This window comes from Mycobacterium sp. NTMscope_MAC_12, from assembly GCF_976985675.1.
Map to the genome: position 1 here is coordinate 1,321,185 of NZ_CDRJYY010000001.1, position 24,343 is coordinate 1,345,527.

The 24,343-nt window shown below is 64.3% G+C and carries 25 protein-coding genes; 22 read left to right on the forward strand and 3 right to left on the reverse strand.

Annotated elements, in window-relative coordinates; all coding sequences use genetic code 11:
* Positions 1-548 precede the first annotated feature (548 nt).
* Positions 549-1,706, reverse strand: coding sequence for an acyl-CoA dehydrogenase family protein (locus tag AC0KS4_RS06175; protein ID WP_041785449.1), 1,158 nt, complete (start codon positions 1,704-1,706; stop codon positions 549-551).
* A gap of 428 nt (positions 1,707-2,134) precedes the next feature.
* Positions 2,135-3,184: a hypothetical protein gene (locus AC0KS4_RS06180; RefSeq protein WP_238957571.1), complete on the reverse strand. Its 1,050-nt coding sequence runs from the start codon at positions 3,182-3,184 to the stop codon at positions 2,135-2,137.
* A gap of 209 nt (positions 3,185-3,393) precedes the next feature.
* Here AC0KS4_RS06180 and AC0KS4_RS06185 point away from each other — a divergent pair, with 209 nt between their 5' ends.
* The 4 genes from AC0KS4_RS06185 to AC0KS4_RS06200 all read left to right on the forward strand — a co-directional run bounded on the left by AC0KS4_RS06185 (position 3,394) and on the right by AC0KS4_RS06200 (position 5,731).
* Positions 3,394-4,029 (forward strand): TetR/AcrR family transcriptional regulator, encoded by a 636-nt coding sequence (locus AC0KS4_RS06185; protein ID WP_041784857.1) that lies wholly within the window; start codon positions 3,394-3,396, stop codon positions 4,027-4,029.
* Positions 4,030-4,141: 112 nt separating this feature from the next.
* Entirely contained in the window at positions 4,142-4,858 is a 717-nt protein-coding gene (locus AC0KS4_RS06190; RefSeq protein WP_238957573.1) for a hypothetical protein, read from the forward strand.
* Positions 4,822-5,454, forward strand: coding sequence for a cytochrome c oxidase subunit 3 (locus AC0KS4_RS06195; RefSeq protein ID WP_238957574.1), 633 nt, complete (start codon positions 4,822-4,824; stop codon positions 5,452-5,454). Before AC0KS4_RS06190 ends, AC0KS4_RS06195 begins: the two co-directional genes overlap by 37 nt.
* Before the next feature lie 13 nt (positions 5,455-5,467).
* Entirely contained in the window at positions 5,468-5,731 is a 264-nt protein-coding gene (locus tag AC0KS4_RS06200) for a cytochrome C oxidase subunit IV family protein (protein WP_275254727.1), read from the forward strand.
* A 7-nt stretch (positions 5,732-5,738) separates the two neighbouring features.
* Here AC0KS4_RS06200 and AC0KS4_RS06205 read toward each other — a convergent pair whose 3' ends face one another.
* Positions 5,739-6,536: an SDR family NAD(P)-dependent oxidoreductase gene (locus tag AC0KS4_RS06205; RefSeq protein ID WP_238957576.1), complete on the reverse strand. Its 798-nt coding sequence runs from the start codon at positions 6,534-6,536 to the stop codon at positions 5,739-5,741.
* A gap of 108 nt (positions 6,537-6,644) precedes the next feature.
* On the opposite strand from AC0KS4_RS06205, the gene fabG reads away from it, so the two are divergent.
* The 18 genes from fabG to AC0KS4_RS06295 all read left to right on the forward strand — a co-directional run bounded on the left by fabG (position 6,645) and on the right by AC0KS4_RS06295 (position 24,342).
* The gene (fabG, locus tag AC0KS4_RS06210; protein ID WP_041784858.1) at positions 6,645-7,379 is read left to right on the forward strand and encodes a 3-oxoacyl-ACP reductase FabG; all 735 of its coding nucleotides are present in this window, start codon (positions 6,645-6,647) and stop codon (positions 7,377-7,379) included.
* Complete coding sequence (locus tag AC0KS4_RS06215) at positions 7,376-8,146, forward strand: enoyl-CoA hydratase/isomerase family protein (protein WP_238957577.1); 771 nt, start codon at positions 7,376-7,378, stop codon at positions 8,144-8,146. The genes fabG and AC0KS4_RS06215 overlap by 4 nt, the downstream gene beginning before the upstream one ends.
* Positions 8,143-8,946: an enoyl-CoA hydratase/isomerase family protein gene (locus AC0KS4_RS06220; protein WP_238957578.1), complete on the forward strand. Its 804-nt coding sequence runs from the start codon at positions 8,143-8,145 to the stop codon at positions 8,944-8,946. The genes AC0KS4_RS06215 and AC0KS4_RS06220 overlap by 4 nt, the downstream gene beginning before the upstream one ends.
* On the forward strand, positions 8,943-9,740 hold the full coding sequence (locus AC0KS4_RS06225; RefSeq protein ID WP_238957579.1) for an enoyl-CoA hydratase/isomerase family protein: 798 nt from the start codon (positions 8,943-8,945) through the stop codon (positions 9,738-9,740). Before AC0KS4_RS06220 ends, AC0KS4_RS06225 begins: the two co-directional genes overlap by 4 nt.
* The gene (locus AC0KS4_RS06230; protein WP_238957580.1) at positions 9,737-10,987 is read left to right on the forward strand and encodes an aromatic ring-hydroxylating oxygenase subunit alpha; all 1,251 of its coding nucleotides are present in this window, start codon (positions 9,737-9,739) and stop codon (positions 10,985-10,987) included. Before AC0KS4_RS06225 ends, AC0KS4_RS06230 begins: the two co-directional genes overlap by 4 nt.
* Positions 10,984-11,514: an aromatic-ring-hydroxylating dioxygenase subunit beta gene (locus tag AC0KS4_RS06235; RefSeq protein WP_238957581.1), complete on the forward strand. Its 531-nt coding sequence runs from the start codon at positions 10,984-10,986 to the stop codon at positions 11,512-11,514. The genes AC0KS4_RS06230 and AC0KS4_RS06235 overlap by 4 nt, the downstream gene beginning before the upstream one ends.
* The gene (locus tag AC0KS4_RS06240) at positions 11,514-11,750 is read left to right on the forward strand and encodes a hypothetical protein (RefSeq protein ID WP_238957582.1); all 237 of its coding nucleotides are present in this window, start codon (positions 11,514-11,516) and stop codon (positions 11,748-11,750) included. The genes AC0KS4_RS06235 and AC0KS4_RS06240 overlap by 1 nt, the downstream gene beginning before the upstream one ends.
* Positions 11,747-12,955: an acetyl-CoA C-acetyltransferase gene (locus AC0KS4_RS06245; protein WP_238957583.1), complete on the forward strand. Its 1,209-nt coding sequence runs from the start codon at positions 11,747-11,749 to the stop codon at positions 12,953-12,955. The genes AC0KS4_RS06240 and AC0KS4_RS06245 overlap by 4 nt, the downstream gene beginning before the upstream one ends.
* On the forward strand, positions 12,952-14,271 hold the full coding sequence (locus AC0KS4_RS06250; protein ID WP_238957584.1) for an OB-fold domain-containing protein: 1,320 nt from the start codon (positions 12,952-12,954) through the stop codon (positions 14,269-14,271). Before AC0KS4_RS06245 ends, AC0KS4_RS06250 begins: the two co-directional genes overlap by 4 nt.
* Entirely contained in the window at positions 14,261-15,457 is a 1,197-nt protein-coding gene (locus AC0KS4_RS06255; RefSeq protein WP_238957585.1) for an acetyl-CoA acetyltransferase, read from the forward strand. The genes AC0KS4_RS06250 and AC0KS4_RS06255 overlap by 11 nt, the downstream gene beginning before the upstream one ends.
* A 9-nt stretch (positions 15,458-15,466) precedes the next feature.
* Complete coding sequence (locus tag AC0KS4_RS06260) at positions 15,467-16,327, forward strand: SDR family oxidoreductase (RefSeq protein WP_238957586.1); 861 nt, start codon at positions 15,467-15,469, stop codon at positions 16,325-16,327.
* 11 nt (positions 16,328-16,338) lie between these two features.
* On the forward strand, positions 16,339-17,943 hold the full coding sequence (locus AC0KS4_RS06265) for a class I adenylate-forming enzyme family protein (RefSeq protein ID WP_238957587.1): 1,605 nt from the start codon (positions 16,339-16,341) through the stop codon (positions 17,941-17,943).
* Positions 17,940-19,661 (forward strand): class I adenylate-forming enzyme family protein, encoded by a 1,722-nt coding sequence (locus tag AC0KS4_RS06270; protein WP_238957588.1) that lies wholly within the window; start codon positions 17,940-17,942, stop codon positions 19,659-19,661. Before AC0KS4_RS06265 ends, AC0KS4_RS06270 begins: the two co-directional genes overlap by 4 nt.
* A gap of 92 nt (positions 19,662-19,753) precedes the next feature.
* Complete coding sequence (locus AC0KS4_RS06275; protein WP_238958010.1) at positions 19,754-20,206, forward strand: MaoC family dehydratase; 453 nt, start codon at positions 19,754-19,756, stop codon at positions 20,204-20,206.
* Positions 20,196-21,032, forward strand: a complete 837-nt coding sequence (locus tag AC0KS4_RS06280) for an HpcH/HpaI aldolase/citrate lyase family protein (protein ID WP_238957589.1) — start codon at positions 20,196-20,198, stop codon at positions 21,030-21,032. Before AC0KS4_RS06275 ends, AC0KS4_RS06280 begins: the two co-directional genes overlap by 11 nt.
* 96 nt (positions 21,033-21,128) lie before the next feature.
* Positions 21,129-21,533: an SCP2 sterol-binding domain-containing protein gene (locus tag AC0KS4_RS06285; protein WP_238957590.1), complete on the forward strand. Its 405-nt coding sequence runs from the start codon at positions 21,129-21,131 to the stop codon at positions 21,531-21,533.
* 8 nt (positions 21,534-21,541) lie between these two features.
* Positions 21,542-23,080: an acyl-CoA synthetase gene (locus tag AC0KS4_RS06290; protein ID WP_238957591.1), complete on the forward strand. Its 1,539-nt coding sequence runs from the start codon at positions 21,542-21,544 to the stop codon at positions 23,078-23,080.
* Positions 23,077-24,342, forward strand: a complete 1,266-nt coding sequence (locus AC0KS4_RS06295; RefSeq protein WP_014384241.1) for a cytochrome P450 — start codon at positions 23,077-23,079, stop codon at positions 24,340-24,342. Before AC0KS4_RS06290 ends, AC0KS4_RS06295 begins: the two co-directional genes overlap by 4 nt.
* Position 24,343: the final 1 nt, after the last annotated feature.

A 24,343-nucleotide genomic window follows, 5' to 3' on the forward strand; every position in this document is an offset into this window, starting at 1 on the left:
AATGCGCAGCCAGGCCTACCCGGCGCCGTCCCCACCATCACCCCGTTCCAAGCCGCGCGCATCGTTGGGCGATGGAGGAGGCGGCGAAGGTCGCCCGACGGAGTTGGTCATTATCGGGGAGCCGTCTGAGTATCACGATTCCTCAACGAGAGGGCACTGCGCATGGGCTAATCGGTGAGAACTCGGTTGGACGGTTCGTCAGCACGAGAGAGGGTTCGATTACTTCTCTTGGATACCAGCGGTTGTCCGTCATTGACATGTCGTAGGTGGATCACTAGCCGAGGCCCCAGCTACTCCCACATCGGTGTCGGCGAGTGGCCACTCGAGCGTCCCGATCGCTTCGAGTCCGGCTGCTGTAGACGGAACGTGAGCGCAGGACCCATTGGTCTGAGTACGACGTAGCTGGAGGGCCGCCAAGCGGTTGATCGCTGGACCTTCTAAGAACGCCCTACTCCGATAAGGCGCAAAGTTGCGCGCGGCGTCCTGGGGTGACCGTCGTGGCCGGGTGGCACGGACAGAAGCTAAGTACTACTGCGCCAACGGTTTCACTACACCCCACCACGGGCGATCAACTGTGAGGCGATTACGTTGCGCTGGATCTCGTTGGTACCTTCTCCCACGATCATCAACGGCGCGTCGCGGAAGTAGCGTTCGACGTCGTATTCGGTGGAATAGCCGTACCCTCCGTGGATTCGGACCGCATCCAGAGCGTTCTCCATGGCGACCTCGGACGCGAAGAGTTTGGCCATCCCAGCCTCCATGTCGGCGCGATCTCCGCTGTCGTATCGATCCGCCGCGTGCAACGTGAGTTGGCGGGCAGCCGTCAGTTTTGTGGCCATGTTCGCCAGGTAGTGGCCGATCGCCTGATGCTTCCAGATGGGTTTGTCGAAGCTCTCCCGTTGTTGGCTATAGGACACCGCGTCTTCGAGCGCCGCCGTCGCGACGCCGAGTGCGCGTGACGCTACCTGGATCCTGCCGATCTCAAGGCCGCGCATCATCTGTGAGAATCCCTGTCCCGCTTCGCCACCGAGGACAGCCGACGCGGGCACCCGACAGTCGTCGAACGACAATTCGCAGCTTTCCACGCCCTTGTAGCCGAGCTTGGGAAGATCGCGAGACACCGAGAGGCCGGCAGTGGGATTGTCGACCAGCACGACCGAGATGCCGGCATGCTTGGGATTGGCATGCGGATCGGTCTTGCATAGCAGCGCGATCAGTCCGGATTTGCGCGCGTTGGATATCCAAGTCTTGGACCCCTTGATCACCAAGTCCTCGTCCTCGCGAACCGCGACGGTCGAGATGCCCTGGAGGTCCGATCCACCGCTCGGTTCAGTGAGCGCCATTGTGGCGCGCAATTCGCCCGACGCCATGATGGGCAGGTACCGCGCCTTCTGGTCATCCGTGCCAAACGTGGTCAGCAGTTTGGCGACGACCGTGTGGCCGCCCATGGCGCCCGCCAGGCTCATCCAACCTCTGGCGAGTTCCTGAGTGACCAGCACGTAGCACCTGGTCGACACCGGTGAGCCTCCGAACTCCTCGGGGACGGCGAGCCCGTAGATGCCGATCTGCTTCATCTGATCGATCCACTCGGCAGGGTAGGTGTTCGCGTGTTCGACCTCGCGAACCGTCGGCTTGACGTCTCGGTTGACGAACTCGCGCACAGTGTCGATCAACATCGTCTCTTCGTCCGACAGTCCGGTGTACATCGCGAGCGCCTTTCCCTGCATGTCAGAAGCAATAGAATTTAATATAGATTAAAGTAGGTCGGCAACCAAGGAGGCTGACCTCCTCGTCGGAGTGGCCGCGTCCACGGCCGGACGCTCGTTGGACCGAGTGCCGATAGAAGCCTCGCTGCCGCCGAAGTATTGATGGATCGCGGCATCGCTGAACACCTCGCGGGCGGCGGCGATGATCCGTACGCGCCTCAGGCGCCTTCGCTTCTGGCGGCCGTCCCGGCCCTCTCCGTGTCCGCTTATTCAGTACTGAAGCTTTGACACAGTGCTGCGCGCGTGGGTCGGAACCGGCCGAGGAACGACGGATGCTCGGTCGCCACCGGCGCATCTCGCCCGAGACCAATTCGGCGCCCCTGCCGCGAAGCAGGGGCGCCGAAGTTGGCTGCTGACGAGCAGCGGTGTTAGAGCGAACCCGCGGCTTGCGGCGTACGCGCCGCCTGGCTGGCGGCGTTGCCCAGGACGACGCGAGGCCCCACCACGATCGCCTGTGTCGGATCCTCGGGATCCGACGCGATGCCGTCGCCGCGCTTGACTCCGCCTTCGTCGCACATCTGTTGCCACATGGCCTTTCGAGTGGCACGTGAGGGCGTGAGCTTGCCGTAGGCGAAGACCCGCCAGGTTGTCCACCGCGGCGCGGGTAGCTCTGCGGGCCGACCGACAAGACGGTGCAGGATGACCATCCAGCCGACCATCATGACCATCATGATCGTGGTGGCAACCCAACGCATCCACACAGGGATGGTGGAGTTCAGCGCGAGGATGTGGATCGATCCCACACCGAAGTAGGCCACCATCATCCCGAACGGTGCCGCGAGGAGCAGCAGCAGCTTCTGGGCTCCCTTGAGTCGCGGCACCGCGAACGCCAGGATGGCGCCGACCGTGACGAACGAGCCGCCGTTGATGAAGCCCCACCAGTACGGGAAGTTGAAGAACTTGTAAGGCTGCACGCCGTAGTAAAGGTAGACCCCGAGATTGATGCCGATGCTTTCCATGAGGGCGTCGGTGGCAATGCCGAGCCCGAGGAGCATGAAGAAGACGTTGCGATGGGCACCGTTACGGATCACGAAGTAGCAGAAGTACGACTCCAGCCCGAGAAAAGCGACGTAGCACAGCGGAATGAGAGCTGGCACGGTGATGCCGAAGTTGGTGAACGCCGGTACCAGATTATGGGCCCAGTGCAGGTGGCCCAAGAGGTCGAGCATCGGCTCGAGCAGGCTGCAGATCAGGCCACTGCCGAGTACCAGCAAGGGAACGAAGTTGCGACTCCCCAGGGCAGCCCGAATGGCCCACGGCAAGGCGAAGATGACGACCGCGGCGCCAGCGACGAAGAAGAAGATGACTTCCGATACGGTGCTCGCCGTGAACTCGCCGGGGGCGGGTTGCATGTTGGGTGGCCACCCTTGGTGGTCACTGACTAAAGGCCACCATCCGGTGGCAAGTGTTCGATCCATCGCGTTGGAACCCTTCTCGAGACGTCGAGGCCGCGGCACTGGCACCAACCGATGAGCGGTGCGGCATCGGTCTCATACCACGGCTAATTGTTGACTGCCTCACACTAACACTATGTCCATACACTGTGTATACCAGTTTCGAATTCCAAATAAATTACGAGCACTGCAAATTGCACCGCCCCGTCGTTGCGAGTAGTACGCTCGCGGCGATGTCCGAGATCTCGCGTCGAGCGGCCGGCCGGTACCGATCGGTCGACACCGCGGGCGTGAGCACCGTCGATAGTCTGTTCGACGCGACGAGGCGGTTGCTGGACAAGAAGTCGTTCAACGATATAAGCGTCGCCGACGTGCTCGTCGAGGCCGGAATCTCGCGGGCTACCTTTTACTTCTACTTCTCGTCCAAGTTCTCGGTATTGTGCGGCCTCTTGGAACGGGCGATGGATGACATCTTCGACACCGTGCAGCCGTTCCTGGTTCGGTCAGACGAGGATTCGCCCGAAGAGGCACTCGAGCGAAGCCTGCGCGCCGTAACGGCAGCCTGGCACCGGCATCGACCGATCCTGCAAGCGGCAGCCCATCACTGGCACTCGGACGCCGGCCTTCACGAGCTGTGGTTGAGCATTGTCGAGCGATTCGTAAGCGCGGGAGCCGAGGAGATCGAACGAGAACGGGCCGCGGGCCTCATCACTTCCAACGAATCGGGCCGAACGCTGGCCTCGACCTTGTTCTGGGGCACCGAGCGCGTCCTGTACATCGCGGGTCTGGCGGTGGAGCCTTCTCTGCCGGATGAAGAGGCCGCTCTCGGGCCACTCGTCGCGATGTGGCACGGCACGCTCTACGGATAGCGGACCTTCAGGGCGATCGCGAATATGGCCTCCGGCGTTGACGTTCGAACGGATTCTAATCCATATTAGACCCGAGCTCGCCGTAGCGGCGGTTCGGCGGAAAAGGAGCGACATGACACCCGCATTGCAACGCACTCTCGCCTGGAGTGGGCCCGTTTTCGTGCTCGTGCTCTTCCCGGCGATGATCATGATCGGGCTGCTGCCGCCGGCCCCGCCGTTGAGAACAGCGGTTGAGGTCGCTGAGTTCTGGTCCACGAGAACAGGTCTCAGACGCCTCGGCCTCGTTCTAATGCTGGCCAGCGCTGGGTCGCAGGCCCCGTTCGGTGCCCTCATGGCGATCCGCATCAAGCAGATGGAGGGCCGGCTTTCGGTGCTGGCCTACCTCGAACTAATCGGCTGCGCATTGTCCGTTGTCGCGATCGTGATGCCGACCTTCGCCTTCGCTGCCGCGTCGTACCGCCCGGAGCGCAACCCCGAGATCACCCAAGCGCTCAACGACCTCGGCTGGTTGCCATTCGTGATGAACTGGCCGGCAGCGACGATTCAATGCCTGGCAATCGCCTTCGCGATCTTTGGGGCGACGCGGGAGATCTTTCCGCGCTGGTTCGCCTACTGGAATCTATGGTGCGGTTTCGTCTTCGCCGCCGGGGGACTTGTTGTGCTCTTCAAGGACGGCGTCTTCGCGTGGAACGGGCTTCTAGCGTTCTGGTTGGTTGCCGTGTTCTTCGGCGCCTGGTTCCTCGTCATGACCTGGCAGCTGTTGGCCACCATCGGCACCGCACACGACTCCATGTGCGCGCCCGTCCCGCACGCCGCGCGCACGCCTTGACCATCACCCGACGGCCGGAGCCGGACTCTCCGCGATCCGACGAACGGCGCATCCCGGGCGAAGAAGGCATTTGGGTTCTGGTGCTGGGCGACATGGTGGTGTTCGCGCTCTTCTTCGGATCCTTCATGTACTCCCGTCGTCAGAATCCGCACGCGTTCGCCATCGATCATGTCGGCTTGTTGACTTCGCTGGGCACGGTGAACACCGTCTTGCTGTTGACCAGCTCGCTGTCGGTGGCGCTCGGAGTCGCCAGGGTGCTGGCCGGCGCTCACGTGGGCTCCGCACGATACTTCGTGGGAGCACTGTGTTGTGGCGGCGGATTCGTCGTCGTAAAGGCCATCGAATGGACTCGCTTGTTCAGCGAGGGCAGGCGGGCCGGCGCCGGAGAGTACTTCTCCTACTATTTCGTGTTCACAGGAATCCATCTCGCGCACGTCCTGATCGGGCTCGTCGTGCTCGCACGCGTCGTCGTCGTGACGTCGAAACCGACGCTCGGCCCATCTCAAAGACGGTTCTGCGAGACTGCGGGCGTCTACTGGCACCTTGTCGACCTCTTGTGGGTCGTCTTGTTCGCACTGTTCTACTTGCTCAAGTGAGTTTCACGTGAAGATGCATCGGAACTTATTTCTCGCATGGTCGGCACTCGTCGTGCTGACCTTCGGCTCCTTCGCAGTCGGCATCGAACAATCCGACCGCCTCGCCGCAGCGGCAACCGTGGTGATCATCGCTGCGGCCATGATCAAGGTACGGCTCATCGGCCTGTACTTCATGGATCTGAGGATCGCGCCGCGTGGCTTGCGATTCGTCTTCGACGCTTACGTCGGATTGGTGTTCATCGGTCTGACGGTTCTCGCACTGCCGGTCGGCATCTGACCCGGCGTCACGGCATAGTGTAGCCGCCGCTGATCGAGATGAGCTGTCCCGTAACTTGTCTCGCTGCGAGGTCAGAGGAGAACCAGACGGTGGCCCGGCCGATGTCGTCCGCGGTGGTCAGTCGCCGCAGCGGGGTGTCCTTGAGCATGTAGTCGATCTGCTTCTCATTGAAGACGTTTTCCAGTCCGACCGACCAGAGGCTCGTGGCGCCCACCGCGTCAGGGCCGTCCGGGATGACGAGGCCGGGGCAGATGACGTTGGATCGTACGCCGTGCCTGCCGTGCTCTCGCGCGGTCGTGCGAGCGAGTGCCACCATCGCCGCCTTCGAAGCACCGTAGACACCCTGGCGGATCTGTCCGAAAGCCGCTTCGCTCGCGATGAACACGATAGCGCCCCCACCGGCGTCCTTCATCGGCTCAATGGCCGCTTGGGTGGCCGCAATCGCGCTGAACAGATTGATCTCGATGAGGCGCTGCCATTTGTCACGATCGGTATCGGTGGCGAGGAATGCCGGCACGCTCCAACCGGCATTGTTCACCAAAACGTCGATGCCGCCCCATTGAGCGACGGCCGCGCCGACCGCGACCTCGCCGCCACCTGGTTCGGTGAGGTCGGCGATCGCCAACTCGACTGCGGCGGCGCCACGATCCAGTGCCTCGTCGCGCACCTTCTTGGCCTGAGGTTCGTCGATGTCGTTCAACACGATTCGGGCGCCCTCGGCGGCGAACGCGTGCACGATACCCCGGCCGATGTTGGACGCTCCGCCGGTGACAACGACGCGAGCGTTCGCAAGTCCCAGATCCACGATGATTCTCCTCGCAGGGGGTTGGTTGAGTGATCCAATTGGTTTAACCTAGATTAGAAATTATGATTAAATTTGTCTATGGCCAAACCTCTTCCTCGGTCGTTGCGCATGGCTGACCCGCTGCTGAGTGACAGGGTCGCTGTAGTCACCGGTGCCGCGCGCGGCATCGGCGCAGAGATCGCCCGCTTATTGAAGGTGCACGGTGCAAACGTGGTGCTTGCCGACCTCGACGAGGCCACTGTGAAGTCAACTGCGGACAAGCTAGACAGCATCGGGGTGGCGTGCGACGTGACGGCCGACGCGGACGTGCAGCGGCTCGTCGATCAAGCGGTGGCCGAGCACGGAAAGCTCGACCTGTTCGTCAACAACGCGGGCATCACACGCGATGCGTCTATGCGGAAGATGACGGTGGTTGACTTCGATGCCGTCGTCACTGTCAGCCTGCGCGGAACTTGGCTGGGCGTTCGGCATGCGTGCGCGGTGATGCGAGAGCAGAAGTCCGGCAGCATCGTCAACATCTCGTCGCTGTCGGGCAAGTCCGGTAATCCGGGGCAGACGAACTACAGCGCGGCCAAGGCGGGCATCGTCGGCTTGACGAAGGCGGCCGCGAAGGAAGTCGCGCATCACAACGTGCGAGTCAATGCGATTCAGCCTGGGCTGATCCGGACGCCGATGACCGAGGCGATGCGCCCAGAGGTGTTCGCCGAACGGGAGGCGGCGGTTCCAATGAAGCGTGCGGGACGCGCAGAGGAGGTCGCCGGCGCGGTCGTCTTTCTCGGGTCGGACCTCTCGAGCTACATCACGGGCGCGGTGCTCGAGGTCGGTGGCGGGAGGTACATGTGACCATCTCGCATGCGGTCGACGCCGGTGTCGCAACGGTCGTCCTCGACCGGCCGGATCGACTGAACGCCATCACGACGGCGATGGCGCTTGAACTCGCGGGTGCAATAACCGAGTTGGGCGGCCATCCTGAGGTGCGGGTGGTTGTTGTCAAAGGGGCTGGTGAGAACTTCTGTGCCGGTGGTGATTTCGATGAGGTCGGGCGGCTCCGGGCTGAGGGCGCCGCGCGGCTGAGCGGACTTTTCAGCGCCTTTCGGGCTGCCTGTGACGCCATCGCGGCTGTCGAGGCTCCCGTCGTCGCGGCCGTTCGAGGGGTGGCCGCTGCTGGCGGGTTCGAGTTGATGCAGGCGGCTGACATCGTCCTGGTGAGCGACGACGCCCGCATCGCCGACAGCCACGTGAAGTTCGGCATGATCCCCGGAGGGGGCAGTACCGCACGTCTGCCGCGCATCGTAGGTACGCAGCAGGCCTTGGGACTGCTGTTGTCCGGCGACGAGATCTCCGGCCGAGAGGCCGTTGCCCTCGGCCTGGCCTACCGAACTCTTTCCTCCTCTGAATTCGACGAAGAGGTCGACCGCTTCGCCAGGAAGCTGGCGACTCGCCAGCGCGAGTCGGTCGTCACGATCAAGCGCCTGGTGCGTTCCGGTCTCGGTCAGCCGCTGCACGAGGCATTAGACGCCGAACAGACTGCCGTCGTCGAACACATCATCGCCGCTGGTAGCGGCACAGACCGGTTTGCCAGTAGACCAGGAGCGAAGGTGCGCACATGACAAAATCGATCGAAGAGCCGGTTGCCGTGGAGACGAGCGCCCACGGCGTGGCCCGGCTGCAACTCAACCGGCCCGAGGCGTCCAATGGACTCGACGTGCCGCTCCTGCGTGCGCTGCACGAGGCGATCCTGGCGTGTCACGCGGATCCTGCTGTGCGCGTGGTGCTGCTGACCGGCGCAGGCCGCAATTTCTGCGCTGGCGGCGACGTGAAGACATTCGAGTCCAAAGGCGAAGAACTGCCCGCTTACCTTCGGGAGGCCACGGCGTGGCTGCAACTGGCGACCGCTGCCTTGATACAGCTGCGGGTCCCCGTGGTGACCGCCGTACAAGGTTTCGCAGCCGGCGGCGGCGGGATGGGCCTGGTGTGCGCGTCCGACGTCGTAGTAGCTGGCGAATCTGCGAAGTTCTTCTCCGGAGCCGTGCGAGTAGGGATGGCGCCGGACGGCGGCTCCTCGGTGACCCTTACCCAACTGGTCGGCCTTCGCCAAACGTTGCGCATCCTGCTGACCAATCCCACGCTGAGCGCCGCCGAGGCACTCGAGATCGGACTGATCACCGAAGTAGTACCCGACGATGCCCTGACCGCGCGAGCCGATGAACTCGTCGCCCAACTCGCCGACTTGCCACCACTGGCCTTGTCGGCGACCAAGCGGTTGGTATGGAGTGGGGTAGGGCAGTCGGTGGAGCAGCGTCTTGCCGAGGAGGCGCGAACGGTTTCGGAGCTTTCCGGCACCGCGGATTCCCTAGAAGGCCTCCGCGCCGTCATCGAGCGACGACCCCCGAGGTTCGTGGGCCGATGACGATACGGACCGAGCAGTTCGGCGCAGTCCGCACCATCACGCTGAATCGACCAGAGCGCCGCAACGCGATCGACATTCCGCTGCGGCTCGCTTTGGCGGACGCACTCGAGGCCTCCGACCGCGACGCATCCGTGCGTGCCATCGTGCTCACCGGAGCCGGCCCGATGTTCTGTTCAGGTGGTGACATCACCACGATGCGGCGGATGTCGCCCACCGATGCGCTGGAGCGAGCTCAGTTGGCGCAGCGCGTCATACGAGCCATATGGAACACCCCCAAGCCCGTCATCGCGGCGGTGGAGGGTGGCGCGTTCGGCGCCGGTCTCGCCCTGGCCGCCGCGTGCGACCGCGTCGTCGCCGCCAAGGACGCCCGATTTGCGACCACGTTCCTGAACGTAGGACTTGCGGGGGACATGGGTGCCTACGCCTCCCTGCCGGCCCGGATTGGCGTGGCACGCACCCGCCAGATGCTTCTCATGGGCAGGCCAATCGACGCAGACACAGCCCTGGCGAGGGGCTTGGTAGACGATCTGGCCGATCCGGGTCACTGCCTCCGATCGGCCTCGGATGATGCGCACACGCTTGCCAATCGACCAGCCCAAGCACTCGGGGTCATCAAGAAGTTGCTCGCCCAGGCGCCGCGACTGCCCGCGACCGACGTACTCGACCTAGAAGCGAATCAACAGGCTGAACTCTTCGGCACCGACGACTTCGCCGAAGGCGTTACCGCCTTCCGGGAGAAGCGCACTCCGCGATTCGCCGGCCGCGAAGACCTACCCCAAGGAGTCCCGTCATGACCTCGGTGCTCAACGACCGTCTCGACCGGCTGATCCAGCGCGATCGAGTGCACGGGTCGCTTTACACCGACGGCGAGATCTTTGCCGAGGAACTGCGCAAGATCTGGTATCGCACTTGGGTCTTCGTCGGTCACGAGAGCGAGGTCGCACAGCCGAACGACTACGTCCGCAAGAGGCTAGGCCTGCAGGACGTCATCATGACCCGCGACCGCGACGGGCAGCTACACCTGCTGTTGAACCGGTGTTCGCACCGGGGAAACCAGGTCTGTGACGACGCCAAAGGCAACTCGGGCACGTTTCGCTGCCCCTATCACGGCTGGACCTTCCGCAACACCGGCGAACTCGTCGGATTCCCCTTCTTTAAGGGCTACGGCCAACGACGACTGGACATGCCGCTCGGGCGGGTGCCGCGGGTGGACACCTACGGCGGGTTCGTGTTCGGAAGTTTCGCCGAGGATGGTCCCGATTTGCACGAGCACCTCGGTGCGGCCGCCGGTGAGATCGATCGGCTGACCCGGTTGTCTCCGGAGGGCAAGGTCGCGCTCAACGCCGGCTGGTTGCAGCACCAGACACGCGCTAACTGGAAGTTGCTGGCCGAGAACGAGACCGATGGATATCACCCACAATTCGTGCACGGCTCGATCTTCGGAGTCACCGGCAGCACCATCGGCCCGCTCTACGGCGACTCCTCCAGCGCCGTCACGCGCGATCTCGGGGGCGGGCACAGTGAGAACGACCTGCGGCCCGAATTCCGGAAGTTCGCCGAACCGATGCGCTGGTTCGGCACCACCGAGTCACGGGTGCCAAACTACGTTGCGGCGATGCGTGCCACGTACGGAGCCGACGCCGAACGGATCCTCATCGAAGGCGCCCCGCACGTGATGATCTTCCCGAACCTGTTCATCGCCGAGATCCAGGTGTTCAACATTCAGCCGGTCGCGGTCGACGAGTGCGTGCAGTACTCGACTGCCGTGCAGTTGGTGGGGGCGCCCGAACTCAACCGGCGGATGGTCTCGCAGTGCATTGGGTCCGTCGGTCCGGCCGGAATGCTGTTGGCCGACGACACCGAGATGTACGAACGCAATCAGCACGGGTTGGAGGCCCTGAGCCCGGAGTGGCTGGACGTGCGGCGCGGCCTGAACCGGGAGCGCGTCGACGAGAACGGCTACACCATCGGCGGGGCGACTGACGAGACGGGCATACGCGGATTCTGGTCGCACTACCGGACCTTGATGGAGGACGCATGACCACCAACACAACGGATGCCATGGTGTCCCCGCTGCCCGCCGGGTACGACCGCTTCGAGATCGAGCAGTTCCTGTTCCGCGAGGCGCGGTTCGCCGACGAGAGCGACTACGACGCCTGGGAAGCACTCTGGACCGACGATGCGCTGTACTGGGTGCCCGCCAATGGCGCCGACACGGATCCACGCAGGCAGATGTCGGTGATCTACGACAATCGCAGCCGCATCCGCACCCGGCTCAAGCAGGCCCGCACCGGACGGCGGTACGCCGCCGCCCCGGTCTCCAACTTGCGCCGCTCGCTGTCCAACATCGAATTCCTCGGTGGTCACGAAACACCCGACGGGAACATCGATCTCGAAGTCGGCGCGAACTTCCTGCTCCTCGAGTCGCGGGCGCGTGCGAACCACGTGTGGGGAGGTCGTGTCACCTATCGCGTTCGGCGGACCGAGTCGGGACTGCGATTGGCCTACAAGAAGGTCGTGCTGACCGACAACGACAAGCCCATCCCCACACTGGGATTCCTCATCTGATGGGCATCCAGTTCGACGATGACGCACTGTCGCCAACCATCGGAAGCGAATTTGCCGAGGTGTCGGTGTCCATCGACGGCGAGGCGAACTCGGTGCGGCTTCGACTCGAGGACCTGCGCACCGGGCGGGTGCGTTACCTCGACGCACTCGAACTCGAGACGCTGGTATGGCTTCCCGAGCCGACGTTGACCGCGCTGATGGACCCGTCCCACAACAGGTGGAGAGGTGAATCGTGAAGCGGGCGGCCATCGTGGCGCCGGTGCGTACGGCGGTCGGCACCTTTGGCGGCGCCCTGCGGCCGCTGCGCGCCGAGGACCTCGCGGTGCCGGTAATTAAGGCCGTCATCGAACGCAGTGGCGTTCCCGCCGATCTCATCGAGGACGTCGTCTTCGCACAGTCCTACGCCAACTCCGAGGCCCCTTGCATCGGCCGCTGGGTCGCGCTGAATGCCGGTTTGCCGACCGCCGTTCCCGGGTTGCAGATCGACCGAAGATGCGGTGGTGGACTCCAAGCCGTGATCACCGCGGCGATGACCGTGCAAAGCGGCGCGGCCGACGTCGTGCTCGCCGGTGGCGTGGAGTCGATGAGTAACATCGAGCACTACACCACCAGCGCACGGTGGGGGAGCCGCGCCGGCAATCAGACGCTCTACGATCGGCTCGACCGCGGGCGCGAGATGTCGCAGCCCGCTTGGCGATTCGGCGCCATCAGCGGGATGATTGAAACAGCCGAGAACCTCGCGTCGGACTATGGCATCGACCGCGAGGCGGCAGACGCCTTCGCGGTCCGCAGTCACCAGCGGGCCGTGGCCGCGCGCGACGCGGGATTGTTCGCCGACGAGATCGTGGCGGTCGAAGTCCCGCAACGACGTGCGGATCCGGTGATCTTCGACCGCGACGAGGGCGTACGCGCAGAGTCAACGCTGGAGTCGCTCAGCCGGCTAAAGCCCATCACCGCGGGCGGCACGGTCACGGCCGGCAACTCTAGCCAGCAGAATGACGCCGCCGCCGCGTGCCTTGTGGTGGCTGAGGACATACTCGAACCGCTCGGCTTGCAGCCTCTTGGGTTCCTCGAGGGGTGGGCCGCCATAGGATGCGAGCCGTCGCGGATGGGCATCGGCCCAGTCGGAGCCGTCGAGAAACTCTTCGGAAGAACCGGTTTGACGTTCGACGACCTCAGCTTGATCGAGGTTAACGAAGCCTTCGCGGTGCAGGTGCTTGCTGTGCTGTCGGGTTGGGGGATCAAACTCGACGACGTCGAGGATCGGCTCAACGTCAACGGATCCGGAATCTCGCTCGGACATCCCATCGGGGCGACGGGCGTGCGAATACTGACCACCATGCTCCACGAACTCCACCGTCGCGGTGGCGGTTTGGCGTTGGAGACGATGTGCGTCGGTGGCGGGCAAGGGCTGGCGGCCGTGTTTCGGGGGGTCGGGTGAAACCACTGCTCGGCTACGCCACCTACGTTCCCGCTCATCGGGTGGGCAAGCGCGTGGTGGCCGGCTTCGACGAGGACTCCACCACCATGGCAGTTGCCGCGGCTGCCGACCTCGGGTCGGGCGAATCCAGCGCGCTGTACTTCGCAACCAGCACGCCGGCCTACGCCGACAAGACCAATGCCTGCGCTATCCACGCCGCCCTCGGATGGGACCCCGGAACCTTCGCCGCCGACCTCTGCGGTACCGGGCGCAGCGGCTTCGCCGCCATCCGTGCCGCCGTCTCGGGCGGCGGTCTGGTGGTGGCGGCGGACGTCCGGGTCGGGAGGGCAGGATCGGCTGACGAAAAGCGCGGCGGCGACGGAGCCGCGGCGCTGAGCTTCGGCGACGGCGAACCCATTGCACAACCGATCACCATGGCGACCCGCACGGCAGAGTTCCTCGACCGATGGCGGCTGCCGACCCGCTCGTTCGGCCAGCAGTGGGAGGAGCGGTTCGGCTTCGAGCGGTACGCGGCGCTGATCCGCGATTGCGCCTCCGATGCGCTCCAGGCAGCAGGTCTTGCGGACGTCGACCACGTCGCGTTGGGCTGTCCGAATCCCGCCGTGGTCAAGCGCTCCGCCACCTTGGTCAAGGGCCAAAAGTCGGTCGTCACCTCGCCGATCGGATTCAGCGGAGCCGCCGATGCCATGGTGGCGCTCTGCGCGGTGCTCGACACAGCCGCACCGGGCGACACCATCCTCGTGCTCTCCGCGACCGACGGGTGCGATGCCCTGGTGCTGCGCGTTTGCCCCGCCCTTGCAGAACACCGGCAACGACATCCCTTGCAGCAACGACTCGCCACCGGGTTGCCCGTCGACCGGCTCACGTACCTGTCGTGGCGCGGATTGCTCGAGCTGGAGCCGCCGCGTCGGCCCGAGCCGGAACGCGCCGCCGCGCCGCCCGCGGGACGCAACAGTGCCTGGAAGTTCGGATTCGCCGGATCACGGTGCACCAATTGTGGATTCGTGCACATGCCACCGGCGCGTGCATGCCGATCGTGTGGCGCCATCGACGAGATGGAGGCGGCGCCCGCTGCGGGGCTCAGCGGCACCGTCGCCACCTTCACGGTGGATCACCTGGCCTACTCGCCGTCACCACCTGTGGTGCAAGTGGCCGTCGACATCGACGGCGGGGGCCGGTGCACGCTGGAACTCGCCGACGCGCAACCGGAGCGCCTCTGCGTCGGCGCGCGGGTCGGCTTCACGTTTCGTCGCCTGTTCACCGCGGGCGACGTGCACGACTACTTCTGGAAGGCGGTGCTGCTCGATGGCCAGTAACGGAATCGCCGGGAAAGTGGCGGTCGTCGGCATGGGCTGCTCCAAATTCGGGGAACGATGGGAGGCCTCAAGCGACGATCTCATCCTCGAGGCGTATCGCGAGTGCCTGCAGACTGCCGGGGTTGTTCGCGAGGACGTGGATGCCTACTGGCTGGGCACGTTGAGCTCCGGCTTGGGTGGGCTCACTTTGAGCCGCGCCATCGGCATCGACGACAAACCCGTCACGCGAGTCGAAAACTTCTGTGCCACTGGGTCGGAGGCCTTCCGCAACGCCTGTTACGCGGTAGCTTCCGGCGCATACGACGTGGCTATGGCTGTCGGCGTCGAAAAGCTCAAGGACTCAGGCTATTCCGGCTTGCTGCGTCAGGATCCGCCGGGGGACGGCACCGCCTCGGAGCTGTCAATGACCGCCCCGGCGGCGTTCTCTCTGCTCGATCCCGCCTACTGCGCGCGCCATGGCGTCCACCCCGACGAGATGCGCGCAGCCATGACCCACGTCGCCTGGAAGAACCATGCGAACGGTGTTCGCAACCCTAAAGCGCAATTTCGGTCACCAGTCGAGAAGGACGTTATCGACAAGGCCGCGAAGGTCGCCGGCCGACTCGGCGTCTTCGATTGCTCTGGGGTCTCCGACGGGGCCGCGTGCGCGCTGATCGTGCCGGCGGACAGGGCTCACGAGTACACCGATGCCCCGATGTACGTCAACGCGCTCGCCTTGGTGGCGGGTTCCGGGCGCGGGAACCTCGACGCTGCCTACGACTTCACCACCTTCCCCGAAGTCGTCAAGGCCGCCAAAGACGCCTACGCGCAGGCAGGCATCACCGATCCCGCCTCGCAGCTGTCCCTTGCCGAGGTGCACGACTGCTTTACACCGACCGAGATCGTGCTGATGGAGGATCTCGGATTCACCGACCGCGGACAAGGATGGAAAGACGTGCTGGCCGGTGAATTCGATGCCGATGGGCGGCTTCCCGTGAACGTCGATGGCGGACTGAAGAGCTTCGGGCACCCGGTCGGAGCGAGTGGACTGCGGATGCTCTACGAGGCTTGGCTGCAGTTCCGCGGACAGGCCGGGGACCGTCAACTCAGCGACCCCCATCTCGCCTTGACCCACAACCTCGGAGGACGGCCAGGAGGATGCGTGTCCTTCGTCTCGGTCGTCTCCCGCGACCGCACCACCCATTAAGGAGCGCACGTGCCAGGACTTGAAGATCGCGTCATCGTAGTCACGGGAGCAGGTGGCGGGCTCGGACGGGCCTACGCCCAGTTCCTTGCCGCCAACGGAGCCCTCGTCGTCGTCAACGATCTCGGTGGCGCCCGAGACGGATCCGGAGCGGGAACGTCCATGGCGGACAACGTCGTCGAGGAGATCCGCGCCGCCGGCGGTCGTGCCGTGGCCAACTACTCGTCCGTTGCTAACGATGAGGGCGCAGCCGAGATCATCGACACCGCGCTCACGGAGTTCGGCGCCGTGCACGGGATCGTCAGCAACGCGGGAATCCTGCGTGACGGCGCCTTCCACAAGATGACCCCGGAGAGCTGGGACTCCGTGGTCAAGGTCCACCTCTACGGCGGCTACAACGTCATCCGGGCGGCATGGCCACACATGCGCGGACAAGAGTTTGGACGCATCGTCGTGGCCACATCCACCAGCGGCCTCTACGGAAACTTCGGCCAGGCCAATTACGGTGCGGCCAAGGCAGGTTTGGTTGGCCTGATCAACACGCTGGCGATTGAGGGCGCCAAGTACGGGATCACCGCCAACGCCGTCGCTCCCTTGGCCGCCACACGGATGACGGCCGACGTGGCGCCGCAGGAGTTGCTCGACAAGCTCGATCCTCGACTGGTCGCACCGGCGGTCGGTCATCTGATGTCGGCGTCGAACACCGATACCGGCTCAGTGTTCGTCGTCGGCGGCGGACTCGTCCAACGTGTCGCACAATTCCAGAACGACGGGGTGACATTCACCGAAGCCCCTTCGCTGGATGAAATTGCCGGCAAGTGGCCCGAAATCAGCGACATGGCCTCCGCGAAGCCGGGCGTCAACCCGGTTTGAGCGGGGCCTCGATGCTGCGGCGGCAGGCGCGGGTGGCCGCCGACACCAGCGTGACGGTGGTCGACACCACGGTCGGCGAATTGCTGAGCGCTCGCGCCGCCTCCCATCCGAACCGTGAGGCTCTCGTCGGCGTCGGACACGACGGCAACCCGGTCAGACTGACCTACGGTGACCTATACGAGGAATCGCGGCGAGTGGCCACCGCACTGTCGGCGATCACCGTGCCCGGTGACTACGTGGCGATCTGGGCGCCGAATGTCGCCGAATGGCCGCTGGTGCAATACGGTGCCGCACTGGCAGGCGTGGTGCTAGTGGCACTCAATCCCATGTTGAGTGAGTCAGAACTGCGCTATGCATTGACGCACTGTCGCGCGACCGTCCTGGTGCACGCGGATACCGTCCGCGATCGGTCGACGGCCGATGTGGCGCGACAAGTCGACGCAGACATGCCTGGGCTGCACCGGATCTCGCTATCGGAGCGAACACGCTGGTGCGCCGACGAAGTCGATGATTCGTTGTTGTACCGGCGAGCGCGCCCCGACGCCGATCGACCTGCCATGTTGCAGTACACCTCTGGTACGACAGGAAGGCCGAAAGGCGTACTCCTGAGCCACCGGGCGATCGTCAACGTCGCCAAGTTGACGATGGAGGCGGTCGACGCCGCACACGGGGCGCGCTTCTTGAACCCGCTGCCGATGTTCCACACCGCTGGCTGCGTCGTCTCCACGTTGGGACCGTTGTGGAGCGCCGGCACGGTGGTACTGGTGGACCGGTTCAGCCCCGATCCGGTTCTGGATTCGTTGGCTCGCGAGCGGGTCGAGGTGCTGTTCTACGTGCCCGCGATCTTGTCGGCACTGGTGACGGTCCAACGCAGCCGGCGCAGCGCCGCGCCGCAACTGCGACTCGTGCTCGGTGGGGCCGCGAGAGTCACTCCGGAGCTGATCCTGGCGGCCGAGTCGTGTTTCGGGGGAACCGTGCTCAACCTGTTCGGACAAACCGAACTCGCCCCAGTGTTGACGCTGACGCGCCCGCACGACGCTCGCCATGATCGGCTCACGACGGTGGGTCGCCCACTGCCGCAAGTCGAGTGCAAGATCGTTGACGCCGACGGACACGTCGCCGAAGTCAACACCGTCGGAGAGATCTGCGCGCGCGGATATCAACAGTTTCTCGAATATCTCCACGATTCCGAGGCCACTGCCGCGGCACTCGACAACGAAGGGTTCGTCCGCACCGGTGATCTCGGGATGATCGACGAGCGCGGCTACCTCACAGTCACCGGGCGGCTCAAGGAACTCGTCATCCGTGGCGGCGAGAACGTTTCACCCACCGAGGTCGAACGACTGATCGATCGCGACCCTCGCGTCGATGAGGCTGTAGTGCTTGGCTTGCCCGACGAACGACTCGGAGAGATCGTCGCAGCGGTCATACGGACACGGTCGCCTAGCCGGCAACTCAAAGACGAGCTCATCGATCATCTCTGGGCACACGCGTCGCCGCACAAAATTCCGGAACGCTGGTTCGTCGCCGACGACTTCCCGTGCACCGCGACCGGCAAGGTTCGGCGATTCGCACTGCGAGACTCGGTCCTGCGTGGGGAGCTGACCGAGCTGTGACGCTCGGAATAGACGAGCGCAGGGCGGCGATCCGGTCGCGCTTCCCCCACTGGCGTCCCCGCACGCTGGGTGACTGGCTTGATTCATGCGCCGTAGAACACGACTCACGACCGCTGGTCATCACCGACGAGCGAATCCTGACTTACCGGGCCGTTGTAGCAGAATCCACGCGCCTCGCGCACGGACTGGCGGCGCTCGGAGTACATCCTGGCGACCGCGTCGGCCTGCTTATGGCCAACCATCCCGAGTTCGTGACACTGAAGTTCGCCATCGCGCGGCTCGGGGCGATCGCGGTGCCATTCAACTACCTCTACCGTCGCGACGAACTGCGGTACGTTCTAAGCGATTCGGGGTGCCGGGTCCTGATCACCATGACCGCGCACGGGCAAACCGACTACCAACAATTGCTTGACGAGGTCGTCCCATCGTGGGGACACACCCCGCTTGCCTGTAGCGATCTGCCCGAGCTGCGACACGTCGTCGTCGTGCCAACGTGCGGCGTCGCTGCGCGACCGGGGGTCTGGACGGCGAACGAGGTGGCCGCGCTTGACATCGGCCCCCCCTTGCCGGCCGTAGAGCCGACCGCCGCCTCGGACATCTTGTACACCTCAGGAAGTACGGGCTTCCCAAAAGGGGTTGTGCTATCCCACGATGCGGTGCTGCGCACTGCATTCGCCTCGGCACTGACCCGAGCCTTCGAGGATGGCCGCCGCATTCTGTTCTCACTGCCGTGCTATCACATGTTCGGCTACGTCGAGGGGCTCCTGGCCGCCATGTTCGTCGGTGGTGTGGTCATCCTTCACACGTCCTTCGACGCCGACGCGTATCTTCGCGGGATCGCCAAGCATCGGGCCAACGACATCCTGTGCGTCCCAACTATGGCGCTCGCCTTGCTGGAAAGCCCCGTTCGTTACCAGAAGGACCACGACACCAGCTCGTTGCGCGCAATCATGTGCGGATCTGCGGCCGGCCCTCTCGAATTGTGGAGCGAGCTCGCCGCTGCCTTCGCCGTCGACGAAATCATTACTGGCTACGGAATGACCGAGTCGGGCGGATGCATGACGCTGACGCTCCCCGAGGATGATCTCGCCGTCACCGCACAAACCGTGGGAAGACCCAAGCTGGCGGGCGCTGCAGGATTGCCTGACACCGATGCACTGTGCGTTTATCGCACCGTCGAGCCGGACACCGGCGCCGCGCTCGGGTCGGACTGCGAGGGCGAGCTCGTCTCGGCGGGCCCCGCGACAATGCTCGGTTACTGGAACCGCCCGGAGCAAACTGGCGAGACCTTGCGCGACGGGTGGGTGCACTCCGGGGACATCGGGTGCGTCCGCGCCGACGGCTACCTGACGGTCTTAGGCCGCAGCAAGGAGCTCTACAAGAGCGGCGGCGAACTGGTGATGCCGCGCGAGATCGAAAACCTGTTGACCGCCTGTGACGACATCAGCCAGGCCTACGCAATTGGCCTGCGCGACCGCCGATGGGGGGAGATTGGCTGCGTGGTGGTCGTTCCCGCCCAAGGGGCTGTACTGAGTGCCGACGACGTGCTTGCTAGGTGCCGCGCCGGACTAGCCAGATTCAAGGTACCGAAGCGGGTCGTGTTCCGGGACGCGGCCGCTCTGCCCACGACCCCGACCGGGAAGGTGCAGAAGTTCAAACTGGCCGCCGAGCTCGAGCAGGGGAGCAGCTCGTCGCTCAAAGGTAGCGATATAATTTAACCTGAAATAAAAATTTGGTATATGGTGGGGTCCGGTCGCCATGGCCGGGTTACGAATTCCAGAACAGTGAGGTTGCGCTGGTGGCTCCGACGATACGACGCTTTTCAGGTCTCGCCGAGATCGCCGACGCCGTCGGCACCGAGTTCGGTCCCACCGAAGGGTTGAGCATCACCCAGGCCCGCATCGACCTGTTCGCCGAAGCCACCGACGATGCACAGTGGATTCACGTCGATCCGACTCGCGCGACCGCCGGCCCATTCGGTGAAACCATCGCGCACGGACTGCTGACGCTGTCTCTGTTGCCGCGCTTCCACCAAGATATGTATGGCGTCGACGGTGTATCGCTGGCCATCAACTACGGCTTCAACAAGGTCCGCTTCATCACGCCGGTGCCTACTGGCTCAGTCCTGCGTGCTCGCGCGAAAGTCGAGAAGGTCGACCGCCTCGACGGTGCCGCGCAAGTCACCCTAATCACGACAATCGAGGTGGAGGGAGCCGCCAAGCCCGCCGCGGTCGTTGAGTCGGTGGTCCGCTATGTCGAATGAGCGCGCGCTCGCGGCCGCACGCTCGATGCTGTTCGTTCCCGGCGATCGCCCCGATCGGTTCCCGAAGGCAGCCAATAGCGGTGCCGACCTGATCGTGCTCGACCTCGAAGACGCCGTGGCACCGGCGCAGAAGGCCTCGGCCCGCGCCGAGATCGACGCCTGGCTCGCATCAGGGCGCTCGGCGGTGGTACGCATCAACGGCTTCGAAACGTCCTGGTACGACGAAGACGTGGCGTTGGTGGCCCCCCATGGATGCCCAGTCATGTTGCCCAAGGCGCACGACCGTGACCAGATCTCGCAACTCGCAGGGCAGCTTCCCGCCGGTTCCGGTGTCATCGCGCTCGTGGAGACGGCCGCGGGGGTACTAGCCGCCGGCGACATCAGCACTCACCCGGCCATCGCCCGCGTCGCCTTCGGCAGCGTCGACCTGGCGGCAGAGCTCGACGTCGATCCGGAGGACTGGAAACCGATGCTGTTCGCACGGAGCGCCCTGGTGATGGCCTTGGCCGCCGCTGGTGCCCCGGCACCGATCGACGGGGTGACGACGGTGCTGGACTTTGCCGCCCTGCGGCGCGCCACTGCGGCCGCAGCTCGACTCGGGTTCGCAGGAAAGCTGTGCATACATCCCGGCCAGGTGTCGACCGTCAATCGTGCCTTCGCGCCGAGTGCGGCAGACGTCGCGCGAGCCCGTCGTATCGTTGGAGCTGCCGAGGGCACCGGAGTCACGATGCTCGACGGCCAGATGGTCGACAAGCCGGTGGTCGAACGCGCACGCCGCCTGTTGGCAAAGGCGGACGGGTTTGCATTGCGGCAGGCCGGCACGTGATCGGAACACATCCGTGCCGCCCAGTTGACTTGTCCTTCCTGGACAGCGAGTATGGTTTTCGTCACAAATTTTCTAAATTAGATTAAGGAGCAAATGGTGGGGTTCAACGACTCGGGGGAGGTCGCCAAGTACATCGGGGGCATCTTCGAGATGGCCTTCGATGATCCGGAGATCGGACCCAGGCTAGTGGACACCGGTTTGGTGGTGGCCTTCGATTTCACCGATCCAGAGGCACTCGTAGTGATCGACATGGCGAACAAGTCGGTTCGTGAGGGTCGAGATGGCGGGGTGCCCCCGATGGCAACCATGTCGATGACGGCCGACACCGGCAACGCCTACTGGCAGGGCAAGGTCAACCTTCCGCTCGCGATGGCAAAGAAGAAGATCCGGGTGGAGGGCAACGTCGCCAGCCTCCTCAAGTTGGCGCCGCTTGGAAAGAAGCTGTACCCCGGTTACATTCAGCGGCTCAAGGACGACGGCCGCGACGACCTGCTCGTCTAGGGGGGGCGATGTATCCGGGCACTCACGCAGCCGCCGCGCCCGATCGGCCGGCCGTGATCCTCGCCGAGACGGGCGTAACGCTCACCTACGGCGACCTCGACGAGCGGTCGGCTCGACTCGCGAGCGCGCTGCACGGTCTGGGCGTGCGCCGAGGCGACGTCGTCGCAATGCTCACCGACAACGTCGCCGAGGCATTCGAGATCTATTGGGCGGCATTGCGTTCAGGGCTTTACGTCACCGCGATCAATCGCCATCTGGCAGTTGGCGAAGCGGCGTACATCGTGCGCGACAGCGGTGCACGGGTTCTATTCGCGTCGGCGGGTGTGCGCGACCTCGCGCAGCAGATGGTGGGCGAGATCGCCGAAGTCGCGCAGCGCTTCGCCTTCGGAGGGGAACTGGAGGGATATGAATCTTACGAGCGCCTGCTGGCCACGGCGGGTCCGCGGCTGACCGATCAACCCCGCGGATCCGACATGCTGTACTCGTCGGGGACCACGGGCAGGCCCAAGGGCATCAAGCCGCATCTGCTGCCGATTCAGGTCGATGAGCCTGGCGACCCCCTTACGGCGATGCTGGCCAAGGTCTTTGGGCTTAGTGAGAGCGACGTGTACCTGTCTGCTGCGCCGATCTATCACGCCGCCCCGCTGAAGTATTGCGCTGCGGTGCAGGCACTTGGCGGCACGGTGGTGTTGATGAAAAAGTTCGATGCCGAAGAATCGCTCGCGGCCATTGAGCGCTACCGCGTGTCCGTCACCCAGATGGTTCCGACGATGTTCGTGCGGTTGCTTCAGCTTCCCGAAAGGACCCGAACGAAATACGACATATCGTCGCTGCGACTCGCGGTGCACGCCGGCGCACCATGTCCGCCGGAGGTCAAGGATGCGATGTTGGCGTGGTGGGGGCCGATCCTCGTCGAGTACTACAGCGCCACCGAAGCGCACGGAACCACGATCATGACCTCGGCGGAGTGGCCGACCAAGCGCGGCTCGGTCGGGAGAGCGGTCCTGGGCGTCGTTCACGTGTGTGACGACGACGGGCGGGAACTTCCCGCTGGGGAGGTGGGCACCGTCTACTTCGAGCGTGACGCCGTGCCGTTCGTCTATCACAACGATCCCGAGAAGACGGCGAGCTCACGGCACCCGCGGTACGAGAATTGGTCCACGGTCGGCGATCTCGGCTATCTCGACAACGATGGCTACCTCTACCTGACAGACCGGAAGTCCTTCATGATCATTTCCGGTGGGGTGAACATCTACCCCCAGGAGATCGAGAACGTGCTCACGCTCCATCCGAAGATCTTCGACGTGGCGGTGATCGGCGTACCCGACCCCGAAATGGGGGAGCAAGTCAAGGCCGTCGTGCAGCTACGCGATGGGGTCGTCGGCGACGACGAACTGTCAGCCGAGCTGATCTCATACGTTCGAGATCGTTTGGCGCACTTCAAGGCTCCGAAGTCCGTTGACTTCGTCGACGAGCTGCCGCGGTCAGCCACCGGCAAGCTCGTCAAGAGAACACTGCGAGAACGCTATCTGGAGGCAAGCGCATGACAACCGAGGCAGCACGAGAGGTCGATCGCCCGCCCTACGACCCCGTCAGCATCTCGTCGCTGGACTTCTGGGCCCAGAGCTTCGACGATCGCGAGAAGTCCTTCAAGATCCTGCGCGACGAGCGCCCGGTGAGCTGGCACCGTCCCATCGAGGGTTCCATGATGGAGCCGGAGATCGACGGCGTCTGGGTGGTGACGCGTCACGAGGACGTCTGTCACGTCAGCAAGAATCCTGAGATTTTCTGCTCGGGACAGGGGATCACGTTCGAGGCGGTGCCCGAGGAGATGCTCGACGCCACTCAGTCGTTCCTCGGCATGGACGGCGCAGCCCACTCGAGCCTGCGCAGACTCGTCAGCTCGGTCTTCACGCCGCGCCAGGTCGCCAAGATCAAGGACCAAATCGAGCATCAGGCGAAGTCGATCGTCGACGATTTGCTGAAAACAACGGACGGCGACTTCGTCGAGCAGGTGGCCAAGCGGCTGCCGATGTGGACCATCTACGAGATGCTCGGGCTACCCGAGGAACAGCGTGACGAAGCGGCGCGCCTGGCTGAGGGCATGGTGGCGTGGGCCGATCCGGACGTCGCGGCCGGACGCGAACCGGGCGAGGTGCTGACCGATTCGCTGGTCGGATTGCTCGACCTGGGCATCGGCCTCGCGCAGGCACGTCGTGAAAAGCCGGAGAACGACTTGATGACTTCGTTGGTACAAGCCGAGGTCGATGGCCGACAACTCACCGACGACGAACTCGGTCCGTACTTCGTCCTTCTTTCGGTGGCTGGCAACGACACGACCAAGACGACGACGACCTTCACCACTATCGCGCTGGACCGATTCCCCGAGCAGAAGGCGCTGCTGCAAAAGGACTTCGACGGTTACATAAAGCCCGCGATGGAGGAATTCGTTCGGTGGACCACGCCGGTGATGACGTTCCGGCGCACCGCGACCCAAGATACCGAGCTGCACGGCCAACACATCCGCAAGGGGGATTGGGTGACGATGGTCTACTCGTCGGCCAACCGCGACGAGCGGGTCTTCGACAAGCCCTACGAATTCGACATCACCCGATCGCCCAATCAACACGTCGGATACGGCGGGGGCGGGCCCCATTACTGCATGGGCGCCTTTATGGCCAAGATGCAGCTCGAGTCGTTGTTCCGCGAGCTGATACTGCGTGCACCACATTTGCGTGTCGGCGAGCCGGAATACCTGACGGGCAACTTCATCACCGCCGTCAAGCACCTGCCCTACACCCTCGACTAGG

What these genes read in the sequence shown, in the direction of transcription:
- AC0KS4_RS06175 (WP_041785449.1), bottom strand. Translation starts at nt 1,706, where the DNA reads ATGTACACCGGACTGTCGGACGAAGAGACGATGTTGATCGACACTGTG.
- AC0KS4_RS06180 (WP_238957571.1), bottom strand. Translation starts at nt 3,184, where the DNA reads ATGGATCGAACACTTGCCACCGGATGGTGGCCTTTAGTCAGTGACCAC.
- AC0KS4_RS06185 (WP_041784857.1), top strand. Translation starts at nt 3,394, where the DNA reads ATGTCCGAGATCTCGCGTCGAGCGGCCGGCCGGTACCGATCGGTCGAC.
- AC0KS4_RS06190 (WP_238957573.1), top strand. Translation starts at nt 4,142, where the DNA reads ATGACACCCGCATTGCAACGCACTCTCGCCTGGAGTGGGCCCGTTTTC.
- AC0KS4_RS06200 (WP_275254727.1), top strand. Translation starts at nt 5,468, where the DNA reads ATGCATCGGAACTTATTTCTCGCATGGTCGGCACTCGTCGTGCTGACC.
- fabG (WP_041784858.1), top strand. Translation starts at nt 6,645, where the DNA reads ATGGCTGACCCGCTGCTGAGTGACAGGGTCGCTGTAGTCACCGGTGCC.
- AC0KS4_RS06220 (WP_238957578.1), top strand. Translation starts at nt 8,143, where the DNA reads ATGACAAAATCGATCGAAGAGCCGGTTGCCGTGGAGACGAGCGCCCAC.
- AC0KS4_RS06225 (WP_238957579.1), top strand. Translation starts at nt 8,943, where the DNA reads ATGACGATACGGACCGAGCAGTTCGGCGCAGTCCGCACCATCACGCTG.
- AC0KS4_RS06230 (WP_238957580.1), top strand. Translation starts at nt 9,737, where the DNA reads ATGACCTCGGTGCTCAACGACCGTCTCGACCGGCTGATCCAGCGCGAT.
- AC0KS4_RS06235 (WP_238957581.1), top strand. Translation starts at nt 10,984, where the DNA reads ATGACCACCAACACAACGGATGCCATGGTGTCCCCGCTGCCCGCCGGG.
- AC0KS4_RS06240 (WP_238957582.1), top strand. Translation starts at nt 11,514, where the DNA reads ATGGGCATCCAGTTCGACGATGACGCACTGTCGCCAACCATCGGAAGC.
- AC0KS4_RS06255 (WP_238957585.1), top strand. Translation starts at nt 14,261, where the DNA reads ATGGCCAGTAACGGAATCGCCGGGAAAGTGGCGGTCGTCGGCATGGGC.
- AC0KS4_RS06265 (WP_238957587.1), top strand. Translation starts at nt 16,339, where the DNA reads ATGCTGCGGCGGCAGGCGCGGGTGGCCGCCGACACCAGCGTGACGGTG.
- AC0KS4_RS06280 (WP_238957589.1), top strand. Translation starts at nt 20,196, where the DNA reads ATGTCGAATGAGCGCGCGCTCGCGGCCGCACGCTCGATGCTGTTCGTT.
- AC0KS4_RS06290 (WP_238957591.1), top strand. Translation starts at nt 21,542, where the DNA reads ATGTATCCGGGCACTCACGCAGCCGCCGCGCCCGATCGGCCGGCCGTG.
- AC0KS4_RS06295 (WP_014384241.1), top strand. Translation starts at nt 23,077, where the DNA reads ATGACAACCGAGGCAGCACGAGAGGTCGATCGCCCGCCCTACGACCCC.